Source organism: Curtobacterium luteum (assembly GCF_014646995.1).
Classification (GTDB): domain Bacteria; phylum Actinomycetota; class Actinomycetes; order Actinomycetales; family Microbacteriaceae; genus Curtobacterium; species Curtobacterium luteum.
On sequence record NZ_BMOI01000017.1, the window covers coordinates 10,563 to 22,772 of the forward strand.

Sequence of the window (12,210 nt, forward strand, 5' to 3'; positions counted from 1 at the left end):
GCCGGCACCGACAGCGCGGGGTCGACCGACCGGCCCGGCGCCGACACCGCCGCGTCGACCGACCGGTCCGGCGCCGACACGACCGGGGCACGCACCGACCGTTAGGATCGCCGGGTGCGTCTCGTCATCGCCCGCTGCTCCGTCGACTACGCGGGGCGACTCTCGGCCCACCTCCCCCTCGCCACGCGCCTGCTCATGCTCAAGGCGGACGGCTCGCTGCTCGTGCACTCGGACGGCGGCAGCTACAAGCCGCTGAACTGGATGAGCCCGCCCTGCTCGATCGAGATGGGTGAGCCGAGCCAGGAGCAGGCCGAGGCCGGTATCACGCAGGTGTGGACGGTCACGCAGAAGAAGACGCAGGACAAGCTCGTCGTGAGCCTGTACGACGTGATCGCGGACGAGTCGCACGACCTGGGCGTCGACCCCGGGCTCGTGAAGGACGGCGTCGAGGCACACCTGCAGCAGCTCCTCGCCGAGCAGATCGAGCTCCTCGGCGACGGCCACACCCTCGTCCGCCGCGAGTACATGACCGCCATCGGCCCGGTCGACATCCTCGCGCGGGACGACGCGGGGGCGAGCGTCGCAGTGGAGATGAAGCGCAACGCCACCATCGACGCGGTCGAGCAGCTGACGCGGTACCTCGAGCTCATGAACCGCGACCCGCTGCTCCGCCCGGTGCAGGGCGTGCTGGCCGCGCAGACGGTGGCCCCGCAGGCCCGGACCCTCGCCGAGGACCGCGGGATCCGCGTCCTCGTGCTCGACTACGACGCGATGCGGGGCATCGAGGGCGGGCACACCCGCCTGTTCTGAGGCGGGGGCCGGGCCGGCTGTCGAAACGCGCACGGTCGGGAGGCCCGGGCCACCTCCGTCCCGCCGGCGCGGCACCCGGACGGGCGCGTCCAAGGCCCCGGCTAGGCTGGGCAGGACATGACGCGCCCGTTCACCGCCATCCTCTTCGACCTCGACGGCACCATCAGCGACTCCGCTCCGGGCATCCTCGAGAGCATGACGCACACCTTCACCACGGTGGGCGTCCCCGTGCCGGACCACGCGACGCTCATGTCGTTCGTCGGACCGCCGATCCTCGACACCTTCCACGACGCCATGGGCATGGACACCGCGCAGGCCGAGCACACGCTCGCCGTCTACCGCGAGCACTACCTCTCGCACGGCGCCCTCGACTCGGCGATGTTCCCCGGCATCGACGTCGTGCTGCACACCCTGCACGAGGCCGGCCTGCCGATCTCGACCGCGACGAGCAAGCCCGAGACCCCGGCGACGTACATCCTCGAGCACTACGGCCTGACCGGCGACATCGACATCATCACCGGCGCGAGCGACGACGAGGTCCGGAGCTCGAAGGCCGACGTGGTCGCGGAGGCGCTGCGTCGGCTCGACGCCCGCGGGTTCGACGTCAGCCGTCCGGTGCTCATCGGCGACCGGAAGCACGACGTCGAGGGCGCCGCTGTCCACGGGGTGCCGACGATCTTCGCGGCGTGGGGCTACGGCTCCCCCGCCGAGGCCGAGGGCACCGTCGCGCAGGCGGCCACCCCGCTCGACCTCCTGCCGATCCTGCTGCCGTGACCGCCAGGGGCGCCACGGGCCGGACCGCTCGCCTGCGCGACGCCGCCTGGCTGCTGCCGGCCGCGGTGGTCCTCATCGCACTGAACTTCCGCGGCCCGATCGTCGCGACCGCTCCCGTCATCGGGGACGTCCGCGCCGACCTGGGGCTCACCGCGGGCATCGCGGGGCTCCTCACGACGATCCCGGTGCTGTGCTTCGCCCTCGCCACGCCGCTCGCGAGCTGGGTGATCGCGAAGGCCGACCCCGAACGCGCGGTGTCCCTCTCGCTCGTCGTCGTCCTGGTGGGCACGGTCGTCCGGTCGCTGCCCTCGTCGGCGGCGCTGCTCGTCGGCACCGCGGTGATCGGCATCGGCATCACGATCGGCAACGTCGTCATCCCCGTGGTGATCCGCCGTGACACCGCCCCCGAGCGCGTGGGGCTCGTGACGGGCGTCTACACGTCGGCGCTCAACGTCGGGTCGATGATCACCTCGCTCGGCACCGCGCCGATCGCGGCCGTCTGGGGCTGGCCGGTCGCCATCGCGGTGTGGGGCGTCCTGGCGGTGCTCGCCGGTATCGGCTGGACGTTCACGGTCGGTCCCCGTGCGGCCTGGCGTCGGCCGTCCGTGGTCGAACCCGTCCCGGAGACCGGGCCGATCGACCTCGTGCTCGACACCGACCACGAGCGGAAGGCGACCGCCCCGACGCCCGCGCCGGCCCGCCGGTGGATCACGTGGGGGCTCACCCTGGCGTTCGGCGGGCAGGCGTTCTCGTACTACGCCCTCACCGCCTGGATCCCGACGCTCCTGCACGACGAGATCGGCTTCTCGAAGGAGTCGTCCGGCGCGAGCTCGTCGGTGTTCCAGATCCTCGCCGTCATCGGCGCGCTCGGCGTCCCGGTGCTGGCGGCGCGGTGGCGACCACGGGCGATCATCGCGCTCGTCGAGTTCTTCTGGTTGGCGATGCCGCTCGGACTCCTGTTCGCGCCGCAGCTGTGGCTCCTCTGGTCGGTCCTCGGCGGCGCGGCGCAGGGCGGCGGCATCACCATCGTGTTCACCGTGATCGTCCGGATCGTGTCGAGCGACGCCGACGCCCGACGGATGTCCGCGTTCGTGCAGGGCGGCGGGTACCTCATCGGGAGCGCGGGACCGCTCGTCGCCGGCACGCTGCACGGGGCCACCGGGGACTGGACGGCACCGTTGCTCGTCGTGCTCGTGGCGGTGCTCGTCCTCGGCGTGGTCGGGTCGATCGCCGCGCGTCGGGTCGACTGACCCCGGGGCGACCGCGCCCACCAGGACCTCCGGCCGCCGCGGGGCAACCGCGAGCAGGTCAGCCGGGGCCTCGCACCTCGGGAACGCCTGAGACCCTGTTCGGTCCCGGCTGCGCGTTTCCTGGACGATGACCGGACGAGCCGCACGTCGGCTCAGCGGAGGTCGTGTGTTCGGGGCGTGCTGGCGGCTCGATCGCGGTGCACCGTCATCCCGGACGGCCAGGGTCCAGGTGTGGACACCGGACGACCGGCCCGCTGGGCCGACCAACACCTCGCAGCGCGGCTGGCACTGCTCCTCGTGCTGCTCGGCGCGACCGTGCTGCTGGGCTGGAACCTCGCCCGCGGCGGCGACGCTCCCTTCTACGCGGCGGCCGCCCGGTCGATGTCCGAGTCGTGGCCCGCGATGCTGTCCGGCGCCTTCGACCCCGGTGCGACGGTGACCCTCGACAAGCTCGCCGGGTTCCTCGTGCCGCAGGCGCTCAGCATCCGGCTGCTCGGGGACTCCACGACGGCGATCGCGCTGCCCGAACTCCTCGAGGGCCTCGTCACGGTGTGGGCCTGCTCGGTCGTCGGGCTCCGGTGGGGCGGGGTCGGCACCGGCCTCGTCGCCGCCCTGGCCGCCGCGACGACGCCGGTCTTCGTCTCGATGTTCGCGCACCCGATGGAGGACGGCATGGTCACGGCCGCCCTCGCCGCCGCCCTGCTCTGCTGGCAGCGGGCCGCGATCACCGGACGGTGGTGGCCGCTCGTCGCCGCCGGGCTCGCGGTGGGCGTCGGGTTCCAGGCGAAGATGCTGCAGGAGTGGTTCGTGCTGCCGGCGCTGCTCCTCGGGACCCTGCTCGCCACCGCCCGCCCGGGTGGTCGGCGCTGGGGCGTGTGGTGGCGCCTCGCGCGGACGACGGCGCTCGGCGTCGTGACCGGCGCCGCGTCGCTCGTGTGGGTGGTCGGGCTGGCGCGGACGCCCGTCGGGGCCCGGCCGTACGTCGACGGCTCCACCGACGACGACCCCTGGGCGATGGTGTTCGGCTACAACGGGCTCGATCGGCTGCACGCCGGCGCCTGGCCCGGGTCCGTGGCGGTGCGCCCGTCCACGGCCGCCTCGTCCGCCGGGGACCCGGGGCGGATCACGAAGCTGCTCGAACCGCACCTCGGCTCGCAGGTCTCGTGGATGCTGCCCGCGGCCGTGTTCGCCGTCCTCGTCGGCGTGGTCGTCCTCTGCCTGGGTCGTCGACTCGCCGCCGACGCACTCGGCGGCCTCTTCAGCACCGGCGCCGGCACGACGGCCGGCACCGGCACGACGGCCGGCACCGGCACGACCACCGGCACGGCCGCCGCCCCCCGCACCGGCGCCGTCACCCTCGTGGTGGTCACCGTCTGGCTGGTGACCGCGGCCGGCGTCCTCTCCGTGACGCGGATCCCGCACACCGCGTACCTCGCCGCCGTCGGGGTGCAGCTCGCCGTCCTCGGCGCGGTCGGGTGGCGGGCCGCTGTCGCCCTCGCGCGGTCGCACGTCGTCTGGGTCCGGGCCGTGCCGGTGGTCCTCGCCGTCGGCCAGGCCTGGTGGTGGCAGTACCTCGCCGCGGGCAGCCAGGCGCCCGCGGTCCTGACCCGCCCGGCGACGACGATCGCGACGGCGACGGTCGTCGCGGCGCTGGTCGCGGTGGTGTTGCCGCCACGCTCGGTGGTGACACGCGGGGCGGACCCGTTCCGTGCCTCCCGGGCGGTCGTCGCGGTCGTCACCGGACTGGCCGTCGTGGCCGGACCGGCCGCCTTCTCGCTGCAGGCGCTCGACGCGGCACGCGACGGCAGCGGTCTCGACGCGTCGGTGGGGCGGCACCGACCGGACACCCCCTTCGCGGTGTCCGCCCCGGAGTGGCGCGGTGGGGAGCCGACGTACTACCCGACCGACGTCCGTCGGCTCGTCGCGGAGGCCGAGCGCCTCGACGCGCACCAGGCCCCCGGCCTGCCGCTCTTCCTCACCGACACGTGGCGCATCTCGTCACTGGTGATCTCCGCGACCGGGCTGCCGGTCCTGACCGACGGCGGCTTCTCGGGGAGGGTGCCGGTCTTCACGGCCCAGGACGTCCGTGAGCGCATCGCACACGGTCTGCACGTGCTCGTCATCCGGGCCGGCAGCGACCGCGACGACCCGGTGCTCCGTGCCGCGCTCGACGGCGGCTGCCGGATGGTCGTCGCACACCGCTCGCCGACGCTCCGCCACGACCACACGGTCCTGCTCGGACGCCGTGCCGGGCGCGTCCCGCCGGTGGCGTGGTCGGTCTGGCGCTGCGGGCTGCCCGGTCCCTCGGTCGGCCGGGTGCTCGTGCACCCCGCCGACGGGCACGGCCCCGTCCAGGTGCTGGTCAGCCCTGCTCGAGGACGTCACGCAAGGAGAGCGGTCGCCGCCCCGTGACCCGTTCGACGTCGTCCGAGACGCGCGCGAGCGCCCCCTCGGCGATCGCCGTGTAGGTGCTGACCCACGCGTCCGCCTGCCAGGGCTCCGGGTCCCACCGCGCCCGTGAGGCGTACGCCTCCTCGACGGTCTCCCGGTGGTACCGCACCGGTGTGCCGCGCACCGCCGAGACCGTCGCCGCAGCCTGGTCGAGCGTGATCGCAGCGGGGCCCGTCAGCTCGTACGTGCGGTCCAGGTGCGCGGACGGTCCGCGCAGCACGGCGGTCGCCACCCGCGCGACGTCGGCCCGGGCGACCGCCGCCATCGCGCCGTCGCCGGCCGGGCCACGGATCACGCCGTCCTCGCCGACGAGGTCCTCCACGAAGTCGAGGTAGAACGAGTCACGGAGGAACGTGTGCGCCATCGAGGTCGCACGGATCGCCTCCTCGGTCGCCCAGTGGTCGCGCCCGAGCGTGAAGGTCGCGTCGGCCGCGGCGCCGACGAACGACGTGTAGACGACGTGCCGGACCCCGGCGGTCGCCGCGGCGCCGACGAACGCGCGGTGCTGCGCGAGGCGGTCCTCGGCCTCCGCTCCGGAGACCATGAGGAGCAGGTCGACGCCGTCGAGCGCGGCGCGGCTCGCCCCGGCGTCGCCGTAGGTCGCGACCGCGACCTCGGCGCCCGGCAACCGCGGGGCGCGGTCCGGGTCGCGGACGAGCATGCGGAACGGCACGCCGTCGGCGGCGAGCGCCCGGGCGACCGCGCCGCCGATGTTGCCGGTGGCCCCGGTGACGGCGATGGTCATGGTCGGTCCTTCCGTCGGGTGCGGACCCGCCTGCCGGGCCGCGTGGTGCGGGTGGTGACGTCCGGACCGTCGCGTCGTCCGGGCGGGACCGCGTGCCGCGTCGCGCCGTGCGGGTGACGACGTCTGCCGGGTCGCGCCGTGCGGGTGGTCACGTCGCGACCGTCCGGGAGGCACGGATCACCGTGGCAGCGACCCTCGCGGCGTTCACGCCGTCCACATCGAGCGCCCAGGCGCGCGCGGCGTCGTGGTCGCGGCCGTGCCGCATGTGCCGGCCCACCAGGCGGTCGACGCGCACGGCGTCGTCGACGACGCACGCCCAGGTCTCGGTGCACAGCGACGGCAGGTCCGCCCAGGGGGCGTCCTCGTCGAGCAGGTAGTTGCCCTCGGTCACCACGAGACGGGTCCTGCGCGGCACCGGGATGCTGCCCGCGACCGGCTCGTCCACCCGACGGTCGAAGTCGGGTGCCCAGACGACCGGCTCGTCGGCGACCGCGAGGCGACGGACCAGTGCGACGTAGCCGCCCGCGTCGAACGTGTCGATCGCGCCCTTGCGGTCGCGCCGTCCGAGGGCGTCGAGGGCCGCGTTCGCCAGGCGGAAGCCGTCCATCGGGACCTGGACCGCCGTCCCACGTCCGGCGTGGTCGTCCACGGCCGTCACGATGCGCCGGGCGAGGGTCGACTTGCCTGCTCCCGGGGCCCCGGCGATGCCGAGCACCACCCGGTCGGGGCCGGACGCGAGGTCCACGGCGCGCGCGACGGCCTCGTCGACGTTCATCCGGGGCTGGGACACGGTGCCATCCTGGCAGGCCCGGTGGTTCACTGGCCGCATGGTGGATGCGACGACGGCGTTCAGCGGGTTCTCGGTCCGGGACGTGCCGGAGGCCAGGGCGTTCTACGAGGGTGTGCTCGGGGTCCCGGTCACCGAGGAGCACGGCATGCTCTCCCTGCAGGTGGGTGGGACGCACGTGCTCGTCTACCCGAAGGGTCCCGCGCACGAGCCGGCGTCGTTCACGGTGCTGAACTTCCCGGTGCCGGACGTCGACGCCGCCGTGGACGAGCTCACCGCCGCGGGCGTGCGGTTCCTGCAGTACGACGGCGTCACCGACGAGCGGGGGGTGAACCGGAACGGCGGACCGCTGATCGCCTGGTTCACGGACCCGTCCGGCAACGTGCTGAGCATCGTGGAGCAGGAGTCCGGCCCGAGCCGGTGAGCCGCCGCGTCCCCGTCAGCGGGTGAGCGCGCCCGCCCAGCCGAGCGCGATCGGGACCAGCAGGCCGTGCCGGTGGTGCGGCAGCTCCGCGATCGGGACCCAACGGGCCTCGTCCGTGGAGCCGTCGACCTCGTCGCGGAGCTCCCCGCCGACGATCGTCGCGCGGAAGACGACCTGCACGGCCTTCATCGGCCGACCCCGCGCGCCCGCGTGCATCCGGCGCTCCGGCGGGACGACGTGGTGGCGGACACCGAGCAGGGCGCCGACCCTGGCCTCGAGTCCGGTCTCCTCCCGGACCTCCCGCACGACCGCCTGCTCGACGGTCTCGTCGAACTCGACGCCGCCACCGGGCAGGGTCCAGGTGCCGGACTCCGGGAAGCGCAGTCGCGCGAGGAGCACCCGGTCGCCCTCCGTGACCACGGCGTAGGCCGCGAGTCGGGTGTCGTAGTCGGTGTACTCCATCACCCGACCATGCCAGGAACGCGAGCGCGACCCGCTCAGCCGCGCCGCGCCTTGCGGCCGTCACACCGTCGCGCTCGACCGCCAGCCGACCCGGAGTCGCGCCACCGCACGGTCGAACCCGCCGATGACCTCGGTGTCGTCACGGAGCAGGGCCTGGAGCTGCAGGCCCTCGTACAGCGCGACGAGCTGCTCGGCGGCGTGCCGCGGGGACGTCCCCTCCGGCTCACGACCGGCGACGACGTCGCGGGAGAGGCCGAGGGTGATGTCCTCGAACGAGTGGTCGTACTGCGCACGGAACCAGCCCTCGGCCGGGTGGCCCGGCGTCGACGCCGCGCTGAGGAGGGCGATCCGCAGCCGGACGAGCGACGGTTCGTCCAGCCCGGCCTGCAGGCGCGCTCGGAGGTACGCGACCACGCCGTCCCGTTCGGCCACGCTCCACAGCGCCCGGCGGCTCCCGTTGTTCCAGCGGTCCATCACCGCGACGACGAGGAGGTCCCAGATGGGGTAGGCGCGCCGCACGTCGTCGACGTCGAGGTCGGCCGCCCGGGCGATCTCGACGTGACCGACGCTGTGGAAGTCGCCGGCACGGTAGGCCGCGATCGCACCGGTCACCACACGGGAGCGGAGCTCGGCATCGGAATCGGACATGCCGTCGATTCTGGGGCGGCGGCGGAGCCGGGGCACCGCCCAGTCCGGGGGACGAGGTGGGGCCGGTGCGGTCCCGACCATCCCGGTGCCGGTGCCGGTGCCGGTGCGGGCCCGGTACGCGTAGCGGGCCCGCACCGCTCAGCCCCGGTCGAACGTGATCGTGTCGTCGTCGGGAGCCGTCACGCGACCCGTCCGGGCGAACTCGGCCCACACCGTGCGGATGCGCCGCCCGCGCTCGTCCACCGCCGGCCAGTCGCGCTCGGGCACGAAGGCCGAGCCGGCCCAGGCGGCCCGCCCGCCGAGGAGCATCGGCAGGTCGCTCATGTGCACCGCGCCGGTCGGCCGCGCCGTCGTGCCCCGCAGCAGCCGGTAGGAGGTCGCGTGCCCGCCCGCGGCCCGGTGCCGGTCGCGGAACCGCCGGACGTCACGGCCGTAGACCACCTCGGACAGCGGGCGGACGAGCCACCAGCGCACGAGCGGCCGCAGCACCCGCGTCCGGGAGACGGCGGCGATCGCGGGCACCGACCGGACGAACATCGCCGCCTCGTCGACCGCGGACCCGATGAGCACGTCGACGTCGGGCGCCACCGCACGCCACGCGTCGGCTGCACGGGACTCCGTCGGCAGCGGGTCCTGCCCGTACTGCGTGCCGAACGGCATCCCGCCGCGGAGGCCGAACGGCGCTCCGGCCCGCGCCCCCGCCAGCTGCCGGGCCAGGACGTCCTCGAGCGGGGTCGCCGCGTCGACGGCACCGACGGCTCGGAGCACCGCGCGGCTCATCCGGGCGCGCCGTCGGGAGATGCCGAGCGGTGCGCTCTGGATGATCGCCCGTCGGAAGAGGCCCTCTGCGCCACGGCTGATCATGAGGTGCGCGATCGCGTCCCCGCCCGCGGACTGCCCGAACACGGTGACGGTGTCGGGGTCGCCGCCGAACGACCCGATGTTCGCCCGCACCCACCGCAGCGCTTCGACCAGGTCGAGCAGCCCGAGGTTGGCCGGGACGCGTTCGCCGTCGCCGAGGAAGCCGAGCACCCCGAGGCGGTAGGTCACCGACACGACGACCACGCGCTGCTCCGCCACGAGGTCGTGGGCGTCGTGGATCGGGAGGTCGCCGCCGCCGATGACGTACGAGCCGCCGTGCACCCACACCATGACGGGCAGGCGCTCGTCGGGGCGTGCGTCCGCGGGCAGGGTGATCGTCAGACGCTGGCAGTCCTCGTCGACGCCGAGGTGCTGCATCGGCGGCAGCAGCTCGTCGACGAACGCCGCCGGGGGCTGCGGCGCCACCGGGGCCGGGGTGACCGCGGCGAAGGGCTCCGGGAACGCGGGCGCCGGCAGCGGTCGACGGAACCGTTCGGCGGTCGCGTAGGGGATGCCCTGCGCCCGGACGACGTCGCCGTCCACGCGGGCCAGGACGGTGCCGACCGAGGTGTCGAACGCGCGCAGATCGGGCATGCCGTCCACGCTAGCGGGCCGAGCATCGGGCGCGGGCCCGGAGCCCGATGACGGGCCGTGCCCCCGGGCGCGGACGGGGCCGGAGCCCGATGGCGACCCCGCCGGCGCGGCCCTCCGCGGTGCGAGGAACGCAACACGGCGTCGAAAACTACACAGCGGGTGGTTTCTCCGGTAGCGTCGTCATCGATCTCGCCGTGGAGCATCGCTCCTCGACGGGCTGCGACCCCCGGTGCTGCGACATCCAGTGCCGCGACACCAGTCAGGACCGAAGGAGCACTCCGCAATGCCCACCACCTCTGTGCAGCTCTACTCGCTGCGCGACGCCATCGCCGAAGACCTCGACACGGCCATCGCCCGGGTCCGCGAGATCGGCTACGAGAACGTCGAGCCGTACGCGTTCGTCGAGCGGGTCGACGACCTCGAGCGGGCACTGCAGGCCAACGGCCTCACGGCGCCCTCCGGTCACGTCGCCGTGATCGACGCCGAGGACACCGCCCCGATCTGGGACGCCGCGAAGCGCCTCGGCATCGAGACCGTCATCGACCCGTTCATCCCGACCGACCGCTGGCAGACCGCCGACGACGTCAAGAAGATCGCGGACCGGGTGAACGAACTCACCGCCGAAGCCGCCGGGCACGGCCTGAAGTTCGGGTACCACAACCACCAGTGGGAGTTCACGAACAAGGTCGACGGCCGCACGGTCTACGACCACTTCGTCGCGCAGCTCCACCCCGAGACCGTCCTCGAGGTCGACACCTTCTGGGCCACCGTCGGCGGCGCGGACGCTCCGGCAGTGCTCCGCTCGCTCGGCGACCGCGTCGTCGCGATCCACGTCAAGGACGGCAAGGTCGACGGCGACATCCTCACCGCCCTCCCCTCCGCCGAGAGCGCCCTCATCGTCCCGGAAGCGCTCCAGCGGGCGTTCGAGAACCAGAAGCCGGCCGGCCAGGGCGACGTCGACGTCGCGGGCATCCTCGCCGCCGCGCCGCAGGCCATCCGCGTCGTCGAGTTCGACGCCTACGCCGGGGACGTCTTCGAGGGCATCACCGAGTCGCTGCAGTGGCTGCGCGAGAACGACACCGCCGGGGGCGCAGCGTGAGCCGCGTCGGCGTCGGCATCATCGGTGCCGGCAACATCTCCGACCAGTACCTGACGAACCTCACGCAGTTCGCCGACGTCGAGGTCCTGTTCGTCGCGGACCTCATCCAGGAGCGCGCGAAGGCCCAGGCCGAGAAGTACGGCGTCGCCTCGTACGGCACGGTCGAGGAGCTCCTCGCCCGTGACGACGTCTCGATCGTGGTGAACATCACGATCCCGGCCGAGCACGCGAAGGTCGGCCAGCAGATCATCGCCGCCGGCAAGCACACCTGGAGCGAGAAGCCCGTCGCCACGACCGCCGAGGACGCGCAGGACCTGCTCGCCTCCGCCGAGGCCGCCGGCGTCCGCTACGCGACCGCGCCGGACACCGTGCTCGGCGCGGGCATCCAGACCGCGATCCGCGCCATCGCCCGCGGTGACATCGGGACGCCGCTCACCGCGACGACGATGTTCCACGTGCCCGGACCGGACCAGTGGCACCCGGACCCCGAGTTTCTGTACGCCCGGGGCGCCGGTCCGCTGTTCGACATCGGCCCGTACTACGTCACGACGCTGCTGCACGCGTTCGGCTCCGCTTCGCGCGTGCAGGCCGTGTCGTCGAAGTCGCGCGAGACCCGCGTGATCGGTTCGGGTCCCCGCGCCGGCACCGAGTTCCCCGTCGAGGTGCCCACGCACCACGCCGCGCTCATCTCGTTCGCCGACGGCCAGTCCGCGCAGACGACCCTGTCGTTCCAGCACGCCCTGCCCCGCAACGGCTTCGTCGAGATCAACGGCTCCGAGGGCACCATCGTGCTGCCGGACCCGAACGTCTTCGACGGCGACAGCACCCTGTGGACGCTCGGCGAGGACGAGCCGACGACGCTCGCGCACACGGGCTCGACCTGGGGCCGTGGCACGGGTGTCGTCGAGCTGGCCCGCGCGATCGCCGAGGGTCGGCCGGAGCGCGCCTCCGGCGCCGTCGCGTCGCACGCGCTCGACGTCATGCTCGGCATCCGCGACGCCGCCGAGTCGGGTCAGCCCGTGGAGATCGCCTCGCGCATCACCAAGCCCGAACCGCTGCCCGAGGACTTCGACCCCTCGGCCGCGGTGCTCGCGGAGGGCGTGCGAGCCTAGTCGCCAGCACCACGAGGGGCCGGTTCCGTCGGGAACCGGCCCCTCGTGCGTCCTGCGGTGGTCTTGACGTCCCTGCCTGGAGGCGCGGCTCGGCTCGGTACCGCGGGCCGCGGTGTCAGCGACGGGCGCCCAGCGAGACCGCGCGTGCGCGTCCCGGCGACGCGCTGGTCCGCGGGAGCGCGACTGGCCGCCC

12 protein-coding genes are annotated in these 12,210 nt (G+C 74.2%); 7 read left to right on the top strand and 5 right to left on the bottom strand.

Translation table 11 applies throughout. The features are described 5' to 3' along the window. The first annotated feature begins 114 nt into the window (after window positions 1-114). The 4 genes from nucS (at window position 115) to IEY20_RS15525 (ending at window position 5,246) form a co-directional block, all read left to right on the top strand. A complete protein-coding gene (gene nucS, locus IEY20_RS15510; RefSeq protein WP_175327515.1) occupies window positions 115-810 on the top strand; it encodes an endonuclease NucS in 696 nt (231 codons plus the stop codon). A 117-nt stretch (window positions 811-927) separates the two neighbouring features. Further along, window positions 928-1,584 (top strand): HAD hydrolase-like protein, encoded by a 657-nt coding sequence (locus IEY20_RS15515; protein WP_175327514.1) that lies wholly within the window; start codon window positions 928-930, stop codon window positions 1,582-1,584. Continuing rightward, window positions 1,581-2,834, top strand: coding sequence for an MFS transporter (locus tag IEY20_RS15520; protein WP_229728104.1), 1,254 nt, complete (start codon window positions 1,581-1,583; stop codon window positions 2,832-2,834). Before IEY20_RS15515 ends, IEY20_RS15520 begins: the two co-directional genes overlap by 4 nt. Window positions 2,835-3,065: 231 nt before the next feature. Next, entirely contained in the window at window positions 3,066-5,246 is a 2,181-nt protein-coding gene (locus tag IEY20_RS15525) for an ArnT family glycosyltransferase (protein WP_175327513.1), read from the top strand. Here the strand turns inward: IEY20_RS15525 and IEY20_RS15530 are convergent. After that, entirely contained in the window at window positions 5,197-6,030 is an 834-nt protein-coding gene (locus tag IEY20_RS15530; RefSeq protein ID WP_175327512.1) for an SDR family oxidoreductase, read from the bottom strand. The two genes, IEY20_RS15525 and IEY20_RS15530, sit on opposite strands and share 50 nt — an antisense overlap. A gap of 148 nt (window positions 6,031-6,178) precedes the next feature. Next, complete coding sequence (locus IEY20_RS15535; protein WP_229728106.1) at window positions 6,179-6,820, bottom strand: nucleoside/nucleotide kinase family protein; 642 nt, start codon at window positions 6,818-6,820, stop codon at window positions 6,179-6,181. A 37-nt stretch (window positions 6,821-6,857) separates the two neighbouring features. On the opposite strand from IEY20_RS15535, the gene IEY20_RS15540 reads away from it, so the two are divergent. After that, window positions 6,858-7,241: a VOC family protein gene (locus IEY20_RS15540; RefSeq protein ID WP_022905074.1), complete on the top strand. Its 384-nt coding sequence runs from the start codon at window positions 6,858-6,860 to the stop codon at window positions 7,239-7,241. 15 nt (window positions 7,242-7,256) lie between these two features. On the opposite strand, the gene IEY20_RS15545 is transcribed toward IEY20_RS15540, so the two are convergent. From IEY20_RS15545 to IEY20_RS15555, 3 genes are all read right to left on the bottom strand, one after another. After that, window positions 7,257-7,703 (bottom strand): NUDIX hydrolase, encoded by a 447-nt coding sequence (locus IEY20_RS15545; RefSeq protein ID WP_022905075.1) that lies wholly within the window; start codon window positions 7,701-7,703, stop codon window positions 7,257-7,259. 60 nt (window positions 7,704-7,763) lie between these two features. Then, window positions 7,764-8,351 (bottom strand): nucleotidyl transferase family protein, encoded by a 588-nt coding sequence (locus IEY20_RS15550; protein ID WP_148286310.1) that lies wholly within the window; start codon window positions 8,349-8,351, stop codon window positions 7,764-7,766. Between the two features lie 138 nt (window positions 8,352-8,489). Beyond that, window positions 8,490-9,806, bottom strand: coding sequence for a carboxylesterase family protein (locus IEY20_RS15555; protein WP_175327511.1), 1,317 nt, complete (start codon window positions 9,804-9,806; stop codon window positions 8,490-8,492). Between the two features lie 283 nt (window positions 9,807-10,089). Here IEY20_RS15555 and IEY20_RS15560 point away from each other — a divergent pair, with 283 nt between their 5' ends. Continuing rightward, entirely contained in the window at window positions 10,090-10,905 is an 816-nt protein-coding gene (locus IEY20_RS15560; protein ID WP_175327510.1) for a sugar phosphate isomerase/epimerase family protein, read from the top strand. Continuing rightward, entirely contained in the window at window positions 10,902-12,017 is a 1,116-nt protein-coding gene (locus IEY20_RS15565; protein ID WP_175327509.1) for a Gfo/Idh/MocA family protein, read from the top strand. The genes IEY20_RS15560 and IEY20_RS15565 overlap by 4 nt, the downstream gene beginning before the upstream one ends. The last annotated feature ends 193 nt before the right edge of the window (window positions 12,018-12,210 follow it).